15 protein-coding genes and 2 pseudogenes are annotated in these 18,037 nt (G+C 71.2%); 9 read left to right on the top strand and 8 right to left on the bottom strand.

The annotated features are described in order from the left end of the window. Position 1: 1 nt before the first annotated feature. Together FDM97_RS17770 and FDM97_RS17765 are read right to left on the bottom strand one after the other, a co-directional pair. Entirely contained in the window at positions 2-919 is a 918-nt protein-coding gene (locus FDM97_RS17770) for a phosphatase domain-containing protein (protein ID WP_254705635.1), read from the bottom strand. Between the two features lie 3 nt (positions 920-922). Continuing rightward, positions 923-2,143, bottom strand: coding sequence for an RNA ligase (locus tag FDM97_RS17765; protein ID WP_137991386.1), 1,221 nt, complete (start codon positions 2,141-2,143; stop codon positions 923-925). Between the two features lie 339 nt (positions 2,144-2,482). On the opposite strand from FDM97_RS17765, the gene FDM97_RS17760 reads away from it, so the two are divergent. The 6 genes from FDM97_RS17760 (at position 2,483) to FDM97_RS37105 (ending at position 6,667) form a co-directional block, all read left to right on the top strand. Beyond that, positions 2,483-3,094 (top strand): ankyrin repeat domain-containing protein, encoded by a 612-nt coding sequence (locus FDM97_RS17760; RefSeq protein ID WP_137991385.1) that lies wholly within the window; start codon positions 2,483-2,485, stop codon positions 3,092-3,094. Next, entirely contained in the window at positions 3,091-4,200 is a 1,110-nt protein-coding gene (locus tag FDM97_RS17755; protein WP_175439151.1) for a YncE family protein, read from the top strand. Before FDM97_RS17760 ends, FDM97_RS17755 begins: the two co-directional genes overlap by 4 nt. A 54-nt stretch (positions 4,201-4,254) precedes the next feature. Then, on the top strand, positions 4,255-5,202 hold the full coding sequence (locus FDM97_RS17750) for an endonuclease/exonuclease/phosphatase family protein (protein WP_254705634.1): 948 nt from the start codon (positions 4,255-4,257) through the stop codon (positions 5,200-5,202). A gap of 109 nt (positions 5,203-5,311) precedes the next feature. Then, positions 5,312-5,494, top strand: coding sequence for a hypothetical protein (locus FDM97_RS17745; protein WP_432816223.1), 183 nt, complete (start codon positions 5,312-5,314; stop codon positions 5,492-5,494). A gap of 167 nt (positions 5,495-5,661) precedes the next feature. Further along, positions 5,662-6,378 (top strand): flavodoxin family protein, encoded by a 717-nt coding sequence (locus FDM97_RS17740; RefSeq protein WP_137991384.1) that lies wholly within the window; start codon positions 5,662-5,664, stop codon positions 6,376-6,378. After that, positions 6,296-6,667, top strand: a complete 372-nt coding sequence (locus FDM97_RS37105; RefSeq protein ID WP_137991383.1) for a helix-turn-helix domain-containing protein — start codon at positions 6,296-6,298, stop codon at positions 6,665-6,667. The genes FDM97_RS17740 and FDM97_RS37105 overlap by 83 nt, the downstream gene beginning before the upstream one ends. 65 nt (positions 6,668-6,732) lie before the next feature. Here FDM97_RS37105 and FDM97_RS17730 read toward each other — a convergent pair whose 3' ends face one another. The 4 genes from FDM97_RS17730 to FDM97_RS37100 all read right to left on the bottom strand — a co-directional run bounded on the left by FDM97_RS17730 (position 6,733) and on the right by FDM97_RS37100 (position 11,998). Continuing rightward, positions 6,733-7,839 (bottom strand): ricin-type beta-trefoil lectin domain protein, encoded by a 1,107-nt coding sequence (locus FDM97_RS17730; RefSeq protein ID WP_137991382.1) that lies wholly within the window; start codon positions 7,837-7,839, stop codon positions 6,733-6,735. A 26-nt stretch (positions 7,840-7,865) separates the two neighbouring features. Beyond that, positions 7,866-9,512: a glycoside hydrolase family 27 protein gene (locus tag FDM97_RS17725; protein WP_137991381.1), complete on the bottom strand. Its 1,647-nt coding sequence runs from the start codon at positions 9,510-9,512 to the stop codon at positions 7,866-7,868. Between the two features lie 86 nt (positions 9,513-9,598). Next, positions 9,599-11,026, bottom strand: a complete 1,428-nt coding sequence (locus FDM97_RS17720) for a non-reducing end alpha-L-arabinofuranosidase family hydrolase (RefSeq protein WP_137991380.1) — start codon at positions 11,024-11,026, stop codon at positions 9,599-9,601. A gap of 756 nt (positions 11,027-11,782) precedes the next feature. Then, the gene (locus FDM97_RS37100) at positions 11,783-11,998 is read right to left on the bottom strand and encodes a hypothetical protein (protein WP_217510242.1); all 216 of its coding nucleotides are present in this window, start codon (positions 11,996-11,998) and stop codon (positions 11,783-11,785) included. A 697-nt stretch (positions 11,999-12,695) separates the two neighbouring features. Here FDM97_RS37100 and FDM97_RS36440 point away from each other — a divergent pair. Then, a pseudogene (locus FDM97_RS36440) lies at positions 12,696-12,935 on the top strand (flavodoxin family protein); the annotation flags it as partial. 143 nt (positions 12,936-13,078) lie between these two features. On the opposite strand, the gene FDM97_RS17705 reads toward FDM97_RS36440, so the two are convergent. Further along, positions 13,079-14,335 (bottom strand): MFS transporter, encoded by a 1,257-nt coding sequence (locus FDM97_RS17705; protein WP_137991379.1) that lies wholly within the window; start codon positions 14,333-14,335, stop codon positions 13,079-13,081. Between the two features lie 138 nt (positions 14,336-14,473). Here FDM97_RS17705 and FDM97_RS17700 point away from each other — a divergent pair, with 138 nt between their 5' ends. Beyond that, positions 14,474-15,355: a winged helix-turn-helix transcriptional regulator gene (locus FDM97_RS17700; RefSeq protein WP_137991378.1), complete on the top strand. Its 882-nt coding sequence runs from the start codon at positions 14,474-14,476 to the stop codon at positions 15,353-15,355. Between the two features lie 305 nt (positions 15,356-15,660). Here FDM97_RS17700 and FDM97_RS37095 read toward each other — a convergent pair. Next, positions 15,661-15,828: pseudogene (locus tag FDM97_RS37095) on the bottom strand (helix-turn-helix domain-containing protein); the annotation flags it as partial. 428 nt (positions 15,829-16,256) lie between these two features. Here FDM97_RS37095 and FDM97_RS17690 point away from each other — a divergent pair. Then, on the top strand, positions 16,257-17,924 hold the full coding sequence (locus FDM97_RS17690; protein ID WP_254705633.1) for an ABC transporter ATP-binding protein: 1,668 nt from the start codon (positions 16,257-16,259) through the stop codon (positions 17,922-17,924). Positions 17,925-18,037 lie beyond the last annotated feature (113 nt).

Below are 18,037 nucleotides of genomic sequence, written 5' to 3'. Positions count from 1 at the left end.
GCTAGAAGTTGCCGTAGTTGACCTGCCAGGTCGGCAGGCCCATGCGGCGCCAGAGGGCGACCACGCGGTCGCGGTCGTCGAGCGAGACCCGTACCGCGTAGCGGTGGCGTACGTGCGCGTCGAAGAGTTCGGCCTTCACGATGTCGTCGCTGCGGCCGTCGTCCGACGCGCGCATCCACAGCTCGTCGTACGGCACGTCATGGCGCGCGAGCCACTCCTCGGTGATGCCGCGGTGGTCCTCGCTGCGCCCGGACAGCAGCACGATCGTGTCGTTCTCGGCGCTGCGGAAGGCGCGCAGGGCCTGCCGTACCGAGACGTTGAGCAGGTCGAGGTCGCACCGTGTGAAGTCGTACGGGCCGCGGTCGCCGCGCAGCGCGAGCGTGCCGTCGATGTCGCACATCACCGCCGACGGCAGTGCCGGGTCGGGGACGTACGGCTCGGCCGCCGGCTGCGTGCCCAGCCACTCGGCGGTCAGCCGCCACCCGCCCCGGGTGGCCTTGGCGTGCTTCTCGGCGAGGACACGGATGATCTCCTCGCCGACGGAGCGTTCCCGCTCGGCGTCACGCCGTACGCACTCCTCGACCGGCACGTCGGTGAAGTCGTGCACGACGAAGCCCGCGTCGAGGCCCATGACGGCGGCCTTGAGCCGCTTGGGGATGTGGGGCGTCAGATGCGTGTTGTCGACGACCACGTCGAATCCGCCCTCGACGGCCGAACGGACCGCCGCGTCCTGGATGTCGAGGACGGTCCGCTCGTGCGCGTGGGAGCGGCCGCGCTCGGGGGCCGGGATGTCGAGCATGGTGCGCAGGTCGTCGAGGTTGACACGGCGCATCCGGCCCTCGGCCTCGGCCTGAAGCCGCCGGGCGGCCGTCGTCTTCCCGGAGGCGGGGAGCCCCGTCATGACGTGTACTACGGGCACGGTTCAGTTCTCCACATCGGTCGTGAACGGGTCGGACGCCTCGGGCCTGACGGCGCGCCAGACGACGAGGTCGGTCGGACGCCCGTCGAGGCGCAGGAACATGGCCGAGCGGACGTCCTGGTCGACGGGCAGGGTCCGGACGGCCCGGGCGAAGGCGCCCCGGTCCGCGGCGAGGTGGGCGACGCGCGTGTACGCCTCGTCGATGGCGCGCTCGCGTGCCGCCGCCTCGTCCTCCAGGCGGTCGATCACCCCGCGCACCCAGGTGTCGAACTCGTCCGGCACCTGCTCGAGGAGGGCGTCCAGCGGCCGGCCGGCCGCGGCCTTGATGCCGCCGAGCTCGGCGACGGAGCAACCCAGGCCCTGCGCCAGTCGCTTCACGGACATCCCGGCGAATCGCTGGATGCCGTGGCTGCGCCAGATGTCGCGCTCGGTGACCCCGGTCAGCACCTTGTGCAGCCGTACGTACTCGCTCAGCTTGGCCTTCGCCCGCACACCGGAGGCGTAGCGCAGGACGAAGCCCTCGGCGTCGGTGCCGGTGGCGGCGTGACCGCCGGGGAGCGTGTTCGACTCGGTCAGAGCGACGAGTTCGCCGAGCGGCATGGCGGGCCAGGTCCGGACGACGGAGCCGATGCCCTTCCAGTCCGCGGCGGCCTCGGCGAGGGGGATCTCCGTGCCGTCCGGGCCGAAGGCGGCGAGGAGCACGAGGTCCCGGCGGTCGCCGTAGTCGACGACGATACGATTCTGCGGGTACAGGATCTCGGCGAGGTAGGTGACTCCGGGGGTGAGCGCCCCCGTGTCCATGCCGTCGAGCCGGCGCTGGGCCCACGTCGCCTGGGCGCTGATGAAGGAGCCCTTGGACGCGACCTGCCACCGGCCCGCGTAGTGGAAGATCACCGCGAGGCTGCCGTCGACCTTGTCGTAGACCTCGAACGGCTCGTCGGGCAGCGCGGGCGCGTAAGGCTGACCGGCCTCGTGCTCCCCGATGTTGAAGAACTTCGGCAGGGGCAGCGCCACGATCCGCCCGGTGGCGTCGTCGGCGACGAGCCCACGGCAGCGCGTGGTCACCTGGTTCCAGACCCGCTCGTACTGGCACGCCCGCGTGTACGTGTAGATCGACAGCGGCAGCTCGGGGTGTGCCTTGCGGGTGACGTGTCCGGCGTCGAGCGCCGCCGCCAGCTCCTGCGGCGGCAGCAGCTCCTGGAGAGTCAGGTACGCCTGGCTCATGGGTTCCTCCTGGTCAGTGGTGGCTCATTCTCACCTGCGGGGAACCCGGGCGGACAGTGCTTTTCCCGTGAGCGACGGTGCGGGAGTGGTGGTCAGGTCACCGACTCGGCGTCAGATCGTCGGCGCCGCCGCCATGGCCGACCGGAACACTTCCGCCCCCGCTCCCCCGTGTCCTCCGATCGGTTGACCCGGCTGTCCACCGGACGGCTCTCCACGGCCACCCGCTGGGCCGACCGGCCGAGGGCCGCGGCGCACGCAGGATGGGAGGGGCCGAGCGGTCCCGCGCCCCCTGAAGGAACGACGTCCGTGCTGCTGACAGCCGTGAGAAGGAGAACCTCCATGCATCCGAACGACCGGCTTCTGCTCGCGGCGGCGCGCCGCGGGGACACCGCCGAGGTCCGTGCCGCGCTCGACGCCGGCGCGCATGTCGAGTGCCGGGACGGCGAGCGCCGCACCCCGCTGCTCCTGGCCGCCCGCGAGGACCGTGTGGGCGCCGCGGAGCTGCTTGTCGCGGCGGGCGCCGACCCCGACGCACGGGACGGCCAGGACGACACGCCGTGGCTGGTCACCGGGGTCACGGGGAGCGTGCGCATGATGCGCGTCCTGCTGCCCGCGGGCCCGGACCTGACACTCACCAACCGCTTCGGCGGGATCTCGCTCATCCCCGCGGCCGAGCGCGGCCACGTCGCGTACGTACGGGCGGTGCTGCGGGAGACCGACATCGACGTCGACCACGTCAACCGGCTCGGCTGGACCGCTCTGCTGGAGGCGGTGATCCTCGGCGACGGCGGTCGCCGGCACCAGGAGATCGTCGAGCTGCTGATCACCGCGGGGGCGGATCCGCTGCTCGCGGACCACGACGGCACGACGCCGCTCCGGCACGCGCGGCGGCGCGGATTCGACCGGATCGCAGGCCTGCTGGAGGCGGCGGGGCGGGCGGGCTCCCGATGAGCCTGCTACGTCTCCGGCGGGCCGCGCGCCTCCTCGTGCCCGGAGCGATGGCCGTGGCCGTCCTCGCGGGCTGCGCGCCCGGTGGCGGGTCTCCCGGGGCCGCCTCCCCCACCCCGGCCGTCACCGGCACGCCCCCCGAGGGGACCCTCCTCGTCGCCGACTTCGGCTCGGACACCGTCACCTTCGTCGACCCGAAGCGCGGCGCGCTCGCCTCCGTCGAGGTGGGCACCGCGCCGTACGGCCTGGCCGTCGGCGGCGACGGCCGCGCGTGGGTGGCCACCGCCGAGGGCGTCGCCGTCGTCGACACCCGTACCCGCGAACGGCTCGCCCTCGTCCCGTACGAGACCCCCACCGGCCCCGTCACCACCGGCGAGTACCGCGGCGGGGGCATGGGCATCGCGCTCTCCCCCGACGGCAGCCGGGTGTACGTCGGCGTCAACGTCCCGGGCGGCGACGGCGCCGTGGAGGTCATCGACACCGCGAGCCGCACGGTGACCGCGACGGTCCCCGTCGGCCGCCGCCCGTTCGACGTCGACGTGTCGCGGGACGGCTCCGAGGTGTACGCGACAGGGCACGACTCGTTCGACGTCACGGTCGTGCCGACGGACACGCTCGTCCCACGCCGAATCGAGGTCGCCCCGTACGGCACCGAAGGCGGTCTCGGCTCCTGGCTCAAGCCGCACTACGCGGTCGTACGTCCCTCCGACGGCAGGCTGCTGCTTCCCTTCGAGGGCGAACGGCTGGTGGTGGTCGATCCGCGGACCGGCCGCTCGCAGATCGCGCCGATGACCGCCGACACCCACCAGCACGGCGCCACGATCGCCCCCGACGGCACCCTCCTCGTCGTCGGCACGGGCCCGATCGACCCCGCCGAGGACGCGGGCCCCTCGCTCACGGTCCGCGCGCCCGGTGGCGCCGAACGGCTCTACCCCCTCGACGGTCCCCACGAGGCCGTCGCCGTGTCGCGCGACGGCCGCACCGCGTACGTGACCGGCGGCTTCACCCGGGACGGCTACTGGAACGGCATCACCGTCATCGACCTCCCGAAGGGCGCCACCCACCGACTCACCGCCGGTCAGCGCCCGCTCGCCATCGCGGTCCTGTGACGGGGCCGGGAACTGGATCTCCCGTTGCGGCGTCCCCTCCCCCGAGGGGGCGTGGTGGAGGCGATCAGAAGGACCCGCGGGCTGGTCACCGCGGCGGTGACGGCCGTCGTCGCCTGTCTGCTGCTGTTCCACACCGCGGTGCCTCGCCTGCCGGGGAACGCGATGAGCCTGCTGGAGACCTTCCTGCCGTGGCTCGGGCTCGCGGTGCCGGCCGGGCTCGTCGTCGCCGTCGTGCGCCGATCGGCTGTCGCGGCGGTGGCGTGTCTGGTGGCCGCCGTCGTCTGGGTGGGCGTGTTCCGGGAGGTGCTCCTGCCCTCGGGGGCCGGCTCCCCCGCCGCGTACGAGTTGACCGTCGTCCAGCACAACGTGAGCGACGAGAACACCAGCCCGTCCCGCGTCGCGCGTGTCCTCCTCGGCGCCGACCCCGATGTCGTCGCGCTCGAGGAACTCACCCCGGAGAGCCTGCCCGCGTACCGCACGGCCCTCGGGCGCACCCACCCGTACCACGCGACGGTGGGGTCGGTCGGCCTGTGGTCGGCGTATCCGCTGGTGGACATCGCCCGTGTCGACCTCAGGCCGCGGGCGGTGGGCAGCGGTTGGGATCGGGGGCTGCGCGCCGTGGTGCGCGGGCCGCGGGGGGAGGTGGCCACGTACGTGGCGCATCTGCCGTCGGTCCGGGTTCGGCCTGCCGAGGGGTACGCCACGGCGTGGCGCGACGAGAGCGCCGTGCTGCTCGGCCGTGCGCTCGCGGCGGAGCGCGCGCCCACGGTGCTGGTCCTCGGCGACCTCAACGGCACGGTCGACGACCGGGGGCTCGCTCCCGTCACGAGCCGGGTGCGGGGCAGTCGCGGTGACTTCGCGTTCAGCTGGCCCGCGGGCGTGCCGCTCGCGCGGATCGACCAGGTGCTGGCGCGCGGCGCCGAGGTGACCGCGACGTGGACCCTGCCCGACACCGGCAGCGACCATCTGCCCGTGGCCGCGCGCGTGCGGTTCCCGACATAGCGCGCGTCATCCGGTCGGTCACCCCCGATCGGCCCTTCCGCCGGGGGATGCGGAGGCTGGTGGGGGTACCGCGGCACTCCGGTACCCCCACCCCGCGAGGAGACGGCCGATGCCCGCGACGACGTACCGCTCCGACGACCTGCGCGCCCTGTACGTCAACTGCGCGCTCAAGCGTTCCCTGGAGGTCAGCAACACCGAGGGGCTGATCGGCCGCAGCAGGGCGGTGATGGAGCAGCAGGCGTGGAGATCTGATCCCGCGATACATGTCATGGCTGTGAGGCCACGCGGGTGATCGGGTAGCCGACTTCGTCAGCAATGGCGTGGCGTTCGGTCATTCCGTCCAACGAGGCGAGAGAGTGGACGCGATTTTCGGCCGACCCAACCCGGAGCCTATCGACGTCGGCAACCGGGCGTGATTCGCCGCCCGACCCGCCCACTCGTCCGCAGGGGAACGCATCCATGACCGACACTGACACGTCCTACCGTGGTCTCCGCGCCCTGGTGATCAATTGCACGCTCAAGCGTTCGCCGGAGCGGAGCCACACGCAGGGGCTGATCGACATCAGTAGAGGGATCATGGAGCGCCAGGGCGTCGAGGTCGAGGTGCTGCGAGCGGTGGATCTCGACATCGCGACCGGTGTGTGGCCCGACATGACGGAGCACGGCTGGGAGACCGACGAGTGGCCGGTGATCTACTCGAAGGTAATGGCCGCGGACATCCTCACCTTGGCTGGACCTGTATGGCTGGGAGACAACTCCTCAGTCATGAAGCAGGTGATCGAGCGTCTGTACGCCTGCTCGTCGATCCTCAACGAGCGCGGCCAGTACGCCTACTACGGTCGTGTGGGCGGCTGCCTGATCACCGGCAACGAGGACGGCGCCAAGCACTGCGCGATGAACGTCCTCTACAGCCTCCAGCACCTCGGATACGTCATTCCGCCGCAGGCGGACGCGGGCTGGGTCGGCGAGGCCGGCCCGGGCCCGTCGTACCTCGACCCCGGCTCCGGCGGGCCGGACAACGACTTCACGAACCGCAACACGACCTTCATGACCTGGAACCAGCTCCACCTGGCGAGGATGCTCAAGGACACCGGTGGCATCCCCGCCCGCGGAAACCAGCGCTCCGAATGGGACGCCGGCTGCCGGTTCGACTTCGAGAACCCCGAGCACCGTTGAGCGCGGGCCGGAACGGTCGAAGGTCCGGCCGCCGACGACGACAAACCGCACCGCGTCGCGACCCGGCCTACGCCATGAACCGGTTCCGCAAGGTCGTGGGCGCCACGAAGGCGAGCACCTGAAGCCGTACCGGCTCGCCGAAGCACGCCGACTGCCGGCGACCACCGACCTTCCCGCCGGTCAGGTGGCCGCGGCCGCCGGCTTCCGCTCGGTCAGCCGTTTCCACGGGGTCTTCACCGACGCCTGCGGAACGTCCCCGGCATGGTTCCGGCACAGCCGCGGACTCTGACGCGCCTGGCACCGGAGCTCTTCCGGGATCCGAGCCCGGCAGGCTTCGGATCCCGGGAGCGGCCGTCATCCGGCGCTCAGGGTGGTCCACTTCTGGTTGGAGCCGCTGTGGCAGTCCCAGAGCTGGAGCTGCGTGCCGTCGGCGGTGGAGGAGCCGGGGACGTCGAGGCAGCGGCCGGAGGCGGGGTTGCGGTAGCCGCCGTTGTAGGGCTGCCAGACCTGGTTGGCGCCGCCGTGGCAGGCCCAGAGCTGCACCTTGGTGCCGTTGGTGGTGCCCGCGCCGGCGGCGTCGAGGCACTTGCCCATGGAGCGCAGGGTGCCGTCGGTGTACGCGGACCAGAACTGGTTGGCGCCGCCGCCGCAGCTCCACGTCTGGACCGCGGTCCCGTCGGCGGTGCCGGCGCCGTTGACGTCCATGCACTTGCCGGCGATGCCGGACTGCACGCGCGCGGGGGCGGGGGCGGGGTTCCTCAGCCACCCGGCGCTGTCCGCGGCCTGGACGCCGCGGTGGAAGGCGTCGGCCATCTTCCGGTAGCCGGAGTCGTTGGGGTGCAGGGCGTCGGCCAGGTCGGCCGTGGTCAGGCCGCTCATGTCGACGTACGCGACGCGCTTGCCCGCGGCCTGCGCTTCGCTCACGATCTGGGGAATGGCCTGGTTGTACGCGGCACGGTACTGCTCCTCGGACCCGCTGGTGGACACCACCAGGGAGGCCACGAGGACGGTGGCGTCGGGTGCGGCGGCGGTGATCCTGCCGACCAGGGACTTCAGCCGGGCGGTGGCGGTGGAGACCTGGTGGGAGCGGTCGAGGTCGTTGGTGCCGATGTGCAGCGTCACGACGTTGGGCCGGTATCGGGTCAGTGAGGCGTCGGTGAGGGCGGCGATCTGCTCGATGAGGTATCCGGAGTGGCCTTCGTTGTCGGGGTCGGACATCGAACCGGCCCGCCCCGTGCCCACGAAGTCCAGCGGATGGCCGTCAGCCGCGAGCCTGTCCCACAGCGCCCCCCGGTACCCGTTGCCCGTACTGCTTCCCACGCCCCAGGTGATCGAGTCGCCCATCGGCATGACCCGCAGGGGCGTGTCGGAGGCGGCGGAGGCGGGGGCCGCTCCTGCCGCCGTCACTCCGAGCACGGCGGCGACGAGCGCGATCAGGGGGCGGATCCAGGACCTTCTCATGGGGTTGCCTTTCTTGGGGTCGCGCGTCACGGGAGCGTGGTCCACTTCTGGTTGCTCTGGCCGTTGCAGGTCCACAGGACGACAGGGGTTCCGTTGACGGTGCCGGCCCCGTTCGCGTCGAGGCACAGACCGGCGTGGACGTTGCGGATCGACCCGTCGGCCTGCGCGGTCCACTTCTGGTTGTTCTGGCCGTTGCAGGGCCAGATGACGACCGGCGTGCCGTCGGCGGTGCCCTGGCCGGAGGCGTCCAGGCACTTGTCGCCGTAGACGCGGATCTCGCCTCCGGCCCATGTGGTCCAGAGCTGGTTGGCGGCGGTGTGACAGTCCCAGATCAGCGTCCGCGTCCCGGCCGCGGTGGAGGCGCGGTCCACGTCCAGGCAGCGGCCCGATCCGGTGCCGCGCAGGCGTGCGGTGGTCGCGGCCTGCGGGCTCCCCCCGGTCATCCTGAACACGGCGACACCGTGCGCGGGCACGCTCGCGGAGATCTGGCCGGAGGTGCTCGAAGTGCCTCCGGTCCACAGGTCGGTGAGGGCGAACGACTGCCCGGTGAGGCCGACCTGCGCGGCCGTGGCGGTGATGGTCGTCGTGCTCCCTCCCCTGTTGAGCAGGCCCACGGCGACCGAGCCGTCGGCCAGGGGCTTGGCGAACACCTCGGTGCCGCCGTCGTCGCGCACCCTGCGTCCGCCCGCGCCCAGCGGGTCCTGGTTCACCGCCACCAGGCGGGGGTTGCGCAGGATGGAGCTCACGTCGGCGGACATGGTGCGGATGTCGTTGCCGGCCATGAGCGGGGCGCCCAGCAGCGCCCAGAGGGCGAAGTGGGTGCGGGACTCGGTCAGTGACAGGCCGGGGCGGCCGACGACCAGCATGTCGGGGTCGTTCCAGTGACCCGGACCCGACTGAGCGGCCAGCGGCGCGGTGACGTCCAGGACGTTGCCGACGCCCATCGGGTAGCTGTTGGTGTTGTTGTTCTGCCAGATGTCGAGCAGGTCCTCGGTCGTCCGCCACAGGTCGGCGACCTCGCCCCAGTCGTATGTGGCACCGGTGGGGGCGTGGAAGCTGTTGGGATTGATGCTGTAGACGATCGGGCGACCGGTGGCGCGCAGGGCGTCGCGCATGATCGTGAACCGTTCGACCTGTTCACCGAGGGTGCCGTTGCCGGAGCACCAGTCGTACTTGAGGTAGTCCACGCCCCAGGAGGCGAAGGCGGCGGCGTCCTGGGCCTCGTGGCCCTTGCTGCCGGTGGAGCCGGGGTAGGTGCCCACGCCCTGTGCGCAGGTGCGCTCGTTGGGTGCCTGGTAGATGCCGAACTTCAGGCCCTTGCTGTGGATGTAGTCCCCGAGCGCCTTCATGCCGCTCGGGAACGTGGTCGGATTGGCCCGGAGGTTGCCCGCCGCGTCGCGCTGCGGGTCGAACCAGCAGTCGTCGACGACGACGTACTGGTAGCCGGCGTCCTTCATGCCCGAGGACACCATCGTGTCGGCGGCCTGGCGGACCTGTGCCTCGGTGATCCCGCATCCGAAGCTGTTCCAGCTGTTCCAGCCCATCGGCGGGGTGAGCGCCGGGCTGCCCGGCGCGGCCTCGGCGGTCGTGTGGGCGGAGGCGGTGACGCACGCGGTGAGCGTCAGTGCGGCGGCCGTGAGGAGACGCAGTAATCGTCGGGGCAGGGGAACCATGGGGATTCCTTCCTGGCCCGCACAACGGGAGCCGCTGTGCGGACCGGATGGGCGGGGGTCATGAGCCGTTGATCAGATGCGGCGGATCAGCGCTGCAGGGTGAGCAGGCCCGGCCGGTACGGCAGTCGCTGGTAGGGGGTCCCCTGCGGTGTGGCGGGGTCGTAGCCCTGGTAGAGGAACTGCAGGTTGCAGGGGTCGACGGTCATGGTCTGATCGGAGTTGACGCGGACCAGGTCACCGTGGCTGATGTCGTTGGTCCAGGTGGCACCGCTGTTGGCCTTGCCCGCGAAGGGGCTGCTCTCGTTGCCGGCCTGGACGGTCCACGGGCCGTTCAGGCTGGAGGCGGTGAACGACCGGAAGTAGCGGTGCTCGTTCACCCCCCGGGCCTCGACGATCATGAGGTACTGGTTCCGGCCCTGGACCTTGTAGACCTCCGGCGCCTCGAAAAGGTTCTTCGCGGTGTCGCTCATGACGGTCGTGTACGACGAGCCGAAGCTGCTCGGGAAGTTCCCGATCGGCATGGTCGACTTGTAGATCTTGCCGTTGTCGTCGGCGAAGAACAGGTACATGTTCTGGTCGTCGCCGATCAGGGTCGGGTCGATCGGGCCGCTTTCGGGGAGGCTGCCGGTGAACAGCGGCTGCGGGGCGGACCACCCGTGGGGATTGGTGGGGTCGCTGGACGTGCGGTAGGTGAAGGGCCAGGCGGTGCCCCACCCGTTCGAGGCCAGTACCCAGATGTTCTTGGGCGCGAAGTAGAACAGTTTGGGCGCCACCGCCAAGCCCTGGCTCATGCCGGTCTGGGTGGCCGTCGCCATGTCCGACCAGTTCGTGAAGGGACGGAACGCCATCGTGCCCCACGACGAACCGTCGGAGGTGGTCGCGTAGACCAGGTTCTGGCCGTTGTACGGCACGGTGGTGAAGTCCTTCAGCGCGACCCACCCGTTCGCCGGCTGCGCCAGCGGACCTGTCGAGGTCCACCGGTACGTCGACGGAAGGGCACACGTGCTGCCCGGCCCGGACAGGCCGGTCCACTTCTGGTTGTCGCCGCCGTTGCAGTTCCACAGCTGCACCGCGGTGCCGTTGACCGTACCGCCACCCGAGACGTCCAGACACAGCCCGGACTCCACGGCGACGACCGTGCCGTCGGCGTTGACCCGCCACTGCTGGTTCGTACCGCCGTTGCAGCTCCAGATCACCGGTCGGGTCCCGGCCGTGGTGGCGTGGCCCGGAACATCCAGGCACTTGTCGCCGTACACGGTCAGCTGGTTGTCGTCGGTCAGGGTCCACCGCTGGTTGGTCCCACCGTGGCAGTCCCAGATCTGCACGTTCGTGCCATCGGTCCGGCCGGCGCCCGGCACATCGAGACACCGGCCGGAACCGACACCGCGCAAGGCGCCGCTGGTGGCCGCCTCGGCCGGGCCGGCGACGAGCATCGCGGCCAGCGAGACCAGGGCCGCAAGCACGGCGGGGAGCGCCAGGGACGGGTGTCCGCGGTGGAGTCGGCGTCTGCGCATGGTGACCTCTCACATCCTTGAGTAGGCGGTTGGCGCGTCCTGGCCCGGAGCCGGGACGCCTGAAGGGGTGCGGTGACATGAGGCGCCTGGTCTCCGGCGCCGCCGGACAGGCCCTCAGGCGGCCCTGTCCTCAAACTTCCGCCGTCGCCTGAAGGGCGGCCCTGCGGCGTCAGGTGCGTGTTCTCGGCGTGCCGGGCGCAAGCCCTCGTACATGCCGGCGGCGCGGCGCCGGAGGCGGCACCTCTGAAGGACGGGGATACCCGGGACGAGTAACAGGGTGCCCAGCGGGGCGAGCAGCGTTCTTACGGTTCCGTTCCATGCATCCTCCGGGCCCGGGCCGTTCCGCGCGGTCGATCCACTGCGACGGAAGGCCTGATTGTTCGAAATCACGAACAGCGTGCGACAGTTCGACCAGAAGATAGATTTCGAGCTGAGGTTCCGTCAACGCTTTCGACGAGTCACATCTCGGGAGCGTTACACCCTGCCCGGATAACAAAAATCCGGGCCCTGACACAAGTTGACCTGAATTAGGCGTGCCGTTTACGTTCAGCGCCAAGCCTGTCCGGCAATTCGACCTGTTCGGTATATCGGTTATTCGAGGTGCGAGGGAGGCCACCGGAAGCAAACCCATGGGCGTTCGCACCGCGGGTCGTCGACACCCCGGCCAAGGTGTGCCCACCTCGCCCACCCCGCCCACCCCGCCTCCCCGACCGACCCCAGAACGAGGAGGCACTCCAGGAGAAGGCTCGACGCTCGCTACCTTCGCCGGTGCGTATCGATGAGGAAAACGCTGCGAGTGAGCCATGAACGGACCATGGCGCGAGATGAAGGAGTGGAGTTCCGCCAGGCGTTGTAGGCGTCCACCGTGAACCCGGGAACGATCCAGATCACCTTGCGGAGGAAGTGGACGACCGCCGCAATGTCGTCGAACTCCATCCGGAGAGCTTCCTGGCGTACATCGACGACGTCCAAGCCCGCCACCTCCGCGGCACTACAGCGGCAATCGGGCTCGTACCCGAGTGGGCGGTGGCCGTCGGCGTCGAGCCTGGCTCGGGTTGCTGAGATCCCATCATGAATTCGGCCATTTCCCGCACTGTGCCGGAATCGACGTGCTGGGTCGAACGACTCGTCTACGAACGGCAGGTCGGATGCCTCCTCGACCTCGGCGACGGTCGCGTCGAACTTCGCCGGTGTACGGCGGGCGATCGCAAGGTTCGGGGCCAGGGCTCCGTCACCGCGAGCACCGGCTGGGCAACGGGGACCGAGGCCAGCACTCGCCACCACCCGTCTGGATGTCGAGTCCAGCCGCAGGCTTGGCCATGCGCTCGGCAAGCAGCCAGGCCTAGCCCCAGGAAGGTCGCTGCTCGGTTGCGCGACCTGCGAACCAGGAGAAGTCCCACCCTGCGGTGGGGACGGCCTCGCCTTCCGCTACGAGCTCTTCGAACGTACGCACGGCGCCGAGATTGGCAGACGGGAGCGGCGCAGGCATCCGAGTTTCGATGGTCCACGATCCGGCGTGACGCGCCTCGCGATTCCTGTACTCCTCGGGTCACGACCGCGCAGAGCGTCACAACTCCACGATCACGGGGTTGGTGCTTGCCCTACCTGTCGGCTGCCTATCCGCGCGCTCTCAGCAGAAGGGTGGCTGGATCGTTTGTTTCTCGATGGGGGGAACGAGGACGGGGCGAAGCACTGCGCGATGAACGTGCTCTACAGCCTCCAGCGTCTGGGGTACGTGATCCCGCCGCAGGCGGACAGGGGTTGGGTGGGGGAAGCGGGGCCGGGGCCGTCCTATCTCGACCCCGGGTCGGGTGGGCCGGAGCACGACTTCACCAACCGGAACACCACGTTCATGACGTGGAACCTGCTGCACCTGGCTCGGATGCTGAAGGACTCCGACGGCATCCCTGTGACGAGATCCGCCGCGTCAAGACAACCACCGTCACCCGCGGACTCGGTTTCCCCCACGCGATCGCGGCCGTGCAGATCGTGCGCCGTCGCCGGAACGCGGCTACGTGGTCAGCGATCTGACGGTGTCGTGGCGTCAGGGCGTCAGATGAGGTCACGGTGGCGGCCCACCTTGGTGGAGAAGAGGTAGAGCGGGGGCAGGAGGGCGGCGGCGCAGACGGTCCAGAGCGCGTTATGGGCGCCGACGTGGGTGGCGAGGAGGCCGGCGGTGAGCGCACCGAGGGGCAGCGCGCCCCAGGAGACGAAGCGGACCGTGGCCATCACGCGGGACAGCAGTTCCGGGGGCGACTGCGTCTGCCGGTAGGTGCGGGTCGTGATCGAGCCGATGACGGTGCCGAAGGCGAAGCCGGCGTTGCCCAGGGCGAACCAGTACGCGTCCCCCGCCGACGTGGTCAGCGGGGCGAGGAGGAGCAGCGCGCCGCCGGCCAGATCGGCCACGATGACGCCCCGTGCGGTGCCGAGGCGCGTGGTCACGCGGACCGCGACGGCGGCGCCGGCGAGCGCGCCGACCCCGTCCATGGCGAGGACGAGACCGAGCTGTACGGAGTCGAGGCCGGCCCCGCGGACCAGGTAGAGGGGGGTGAGGGCGAGGAGGGCCGCGTTGAGGAAGTTGGCGGCGGTCGCCCAGATCATGCAGGGGCGCATGACCGGGTGCTTGGTGACGTACCTCCATCCCTCGCGCATCAGCCGCAGCGCGCTCTCGCTGGTGCGGGGCGCGGGGCGGCTCTCGGGGAGGGTGCGCAGGAGCACGGCGGAGGCCAGGTAGCTGGCGGCGTCCACGACGAGCGCGCCGACCGGGCCTGTCGCGCCGATCAGGACGCCGCCGAGGGAGGGGCCGCCGGTGTCGGTGACGGCGTGCGTGCCCGACATGACGCTGTTGCGGGCGGCCAGCCGCCGGGCCGGGACGACGGCGGGCAGGAAGGTCGAATTGCCGATGTCGAACAGCACGGTCGCCGAGCCGGTGACGAGCGCCGCGAACAGCAGGTGCGCATACGTGAGCGTGCCGATCCACCAGGCGAGCGGCAGCGATCCGAGCGCCGCGAACCGTACGAGGTCGAGCGTGACCTGGAGTCGGCGCAGCGGCACGCGCTGCGCGAGGACGCCCGCCGGGAGGCTGAGCAGCAGCCACGAGACCTGCCCGGCGGCGGCGAGCAGGGCGACCTCGAAGGCGGTGGCGTCGAGGACGGTGAGGGCGACGAGCGGCAGGGCGAGGGCGGTGACGGCGGTGCCCGCGCCGCTGACGGTGGCGGCGGCCCAGAAACGCCAGAAGACACCCGGCGACGAGGTCTCCCGTTCGTCGTCGCGTCGGTCGTGTTCCTGGATCGCTTGTGTTCCGCTCATACGGCGCCCACCCCCGGGTCTTGTTAGTCTCTTTTGGGAACTCACTTGTTCCAGGTGAGTTTCTATCCGGAACCGACCTCATGGCGCAAGATGGTCCCGACGAGCGGCCACCGTGCGCGCAGAAGTGGAGACGCAGTGATGAGGTCGGTTCCCGAGCGGGACGCCGCCTGCGCGATCGCGCAGGCCGCGTCTGTGGTCGGCGACTGGTGGAGCCTGCTCCTGATCCGGGAGACCGCCCGAGGGCACCACAGGTTCGACGCGCTCCAGGAGGAGCTGGGCATCTCCCGGAAGGTGCTCACCGAGCGCCTGGCGCACCTGGTGGAGACGGGGGTGCTGGAGAAGGTCCCGTACCAGGAGCGGCCGACGCGGCACGAGTACCGGCTGACCGAGAGCGGCCGGGGGCTGCTGCCGGTCCTGCTGTCGATGCAGGACTGGGCCGACCGCTGGCTCCTCGGCGACGGATCGCTCAGCGGTACCGCCGACGAGACGAGCGCGGAGGCACGGCGCGTCGCGGACCTGACGGGCCGGCGACTGCCGCGCCTGCGGTTGCCCGGTCACCGGGACGGCGCGCCGGTCGACCCGGTGGCCGGCGGCGTGGCCACCGTCCTGTTCTGCTATCCGGCGACCGGGAGCCCCAGCCCCCTGCCGGAGGGCTGGTCACACATCCCCGGCACCGTCGGCTGCACGCTGGAGAACCGGCTCTTCCGGGACGCCTACGAGGACTTCCGCGCCGCGGGCGCGGAGGTGCACGGCGTCAGCACCCAACGCCACGACGAACAGCGGGTGTTCGCGAGCCAGGAGGACATCCCCTTCACTCTCCTCTCCGACGTCGATCTCCGACTCGCCGCCGCCCTGCGCCTGCCTACCTTCCGCGCCGGACAACTGCTGCGACTGAAACGGACCGTGCTGGTCATCGACCGTGACGGCACGGTGCGGCACGCGCGGTTCCCGGTGACGGACATCCCGGCAGCGGTGAGCGAGGCGCTGGCCGAGGTACGGCGCCTGGCCGCGGAGGACTGACACCTACGGGATTCTCGAGGGAAGACCGCTCGCGGACCTCCGTAGACCGTGGAAAGAGCGCGCAGGGGCGCCGGTTGCGGCGACAGGTGGGACGGCTGATGTCCCTCGCCCCGGAAGCGAGCGAAACCCTGCGGGTCGTGGCGCACTTCGACGGGCTCCTCCCCCGGGCACCGGACTCGATGGGACCCTGCGCGGCACCGTAGCGCCCTCCGGGGCCGTAGCCGGCGCCGGGATCCGCGGGCGGGTGCGTGGGCGGCCCTGCACCAGGCGCATGGCGGCGATCGCCGCAGCGTGCCGCATCCGAGCTTGTCGAAGATGTGCACGATGTGGGTGGTGCCGGTGCGGGCGCTGAGCGCGAGCCGGGCCGCGGTCTCGGGGTTGGAGCAGCCGCGGGTGATCAGCCCCAGGACATCGAGCTCGCGCGGGCTCGGGCCGTGGAGGGCCGGCGTGCGGTCTCCCCGACGGCCGGTCATGGACTCGTTGGCGACCAGGGCGTTGAGCACCGCCTTCTCGACGCACCGCACCGCCGCTTCGTGCAAGGGGTCGATCCGGCCCCACGGCGTTTCGAGGAGTCACCGCGGACCTCTGGATGCGGATGGTGCGGACTCCCTGCGAAGCAGACGACTCGCAGGGCAACAGAGGCGCCGTTCATCAGATCTCTCGCCTCGTGGGGGATCTCCGTTTCCAGCCACTCGGCGGGGGTCCGCCCGACGATCTTCGGATGGTCGAAGAGACGTCCCGCCTCGCAGGCTGAGGCATGACACGACGTACGCACGAGCACGAGCTCGACGTCTCACACCGGTTCACCGGCCGGTGCGGCGGACCGTCGTGACGCCGGCTACGGGGCGTTCGTCCCGCCATAGCGGCAGACCACCAGGAGAGGATCGTACTCGGTCTGCTGTTGGCGCTGGTCGGGGCCGCCGGAGGGCTGCTGCAGCCGCTGGCCACGAAGGCGCTGGTCGACCGGCTCTCGTCCGGTGGCACGCTCGCCACCATTCTGCTGACGCTGACCGTGCTGGTGCTGCTGAGCACGGTGGCCGAGGCGTTCGGTGCCTATGTGCTGGAGCGGACGGCGGAGTCGGTGGTCCTGGCCGCCCGCCGCAGCCTGATCGGCCGGCTGCTGCGGCTGCGGCTCGCGGAGGTGGACCGGATGCAGCCGGGCGATCTGATGTCACGGGTGACGTCCGACACCACGCTGCTGCGGGCCGTCAGCACCCAGGCGGTGGTCAACGCCGCGACCGGGGCGCTGACGTTGATCGCGGCGGTCGCGGTGATGGCGTTCCTGGACGCCGTCCTGGTCGGCGTCGCACTCGTCGTGGTCGCGGTCGTCGGCGCGGGCGCCGCCTGTGTGATGCCGAAGATCGGGCAGGCCACCGAGCGTTCCCAGGCCGCGGTCGGGGAGATGTCCACCGGCCTGGAGCGGGTCTTCGGTGCCTTCCGCACCGTGAAGGCGTCCGGCGCCGAGGAGCGGGAGACCGCCCGCGTCGAGGCGTCGGCCCGGCGGGCGTGGCGCCACGGCGTGCGCGGCGCGAAGTGGGAGGCCTTGCTCGGGACGGCGGACAACCTCGCCGTCGAGCTGGCGTTCCTCGCCGTGCTCGCGGTCGGCGGGGCGCGGGTGGCCGCCGGGGACATCCCCGTCTCCACGCTCATCGCCTTTCTGCTGTACCTGTTCTACCTGATGGAGCCGGTGTACAAGCTGGTCGAGGCCGCCTCCGCGTACCAGGAGGGCGCGGCCGCGATCTCCCGGATCAAGGAGGTGGACCGCCTGGCGGCGGAGCCGCCGGCCACGTACAAGCCGGTGCGGACCGAGGTGCGTCCGGCGTCGGTCCGCTTCCAGGAGGTGTCCTTCCGCTACGGGCCCGGGCTGCCGTACATCCACCAGCAGGTGGACTTCGACGTGCCGGGCGCCGGGATGACAGCCTTCGTCGGCCCCTCTGGGGCGGGCAAGTCGACGGTCTTCTCGCTCATCGAGCGGTTCTACGAGACGACCGGCGGGCGCATCCTGGTCGACGGCCGGGACATACGGCAGTGGCCGCTGTCCGAGCTGCGGTCCGCCATCGGGTACGTCGAGCAGGACGCGCCGGTCCTTGCCGGCACGCTGCGGGAGAACCTGGTCTTCAGCGCACCCGGCGCGACGGACGACGACATCCGCGCCGTCCTCGCCCGGACCAGGCTCGACACCCTCGTCGAGCGTCTCCCGCACGGCCTGGACACCCTGGTCGGGCACCGCGGCTCGAAGCTGTCCGGCGGCGAGCGCCAGCGCGTCGCGATCGCCCGCGCACTGCTGCGCAGGCCCCGGCTGCTGCTCCTGGACGAGGCCACCTCGCAGCTCGACGCCGTCAACGAGCTGGCGCTGCGCGACGTCATCGCCGAGACGGCACGCGAGACCACCGTCCTGGTGGTGGCACACCGCCTGTCGACGGTCACGGACGCCGAGCGCATCGTCGTCATGGACGCCGGCACGGTACGCGCGATCGGCACCCACGAGGAACTGGTGCACCGGGACGAGCTGTACGCACAGCTCGCCACGACCCAGCTCCTGACCCCGACGGGGCGCCCCGGCGGGTAGGGCGGGTGTCCCACCGGCTGCCCCCGCCGCACGGCGGGGCGGAGGTGACGCCGTGCCCACAAGGAGTGCCACGCCTGATCGAGCGGGAGTCCAGTCGGCGGCGTCTCACCGAC

Source organism: Streptomyces vilmorinianum (genome assembly GCF_005517195.1).
Classification (GTDB): domain Bacteria; phylum Actinomycetota; class Actinomycetes; order Streptomycetales; family Streptomycetaceae; genus Streptomyces; species Streptomyces vilmorinianum.
Note: the sequence above shows the minus strand (reverse complement) of the source record. Positions and strands in the feature narration are given on the sequence as shown.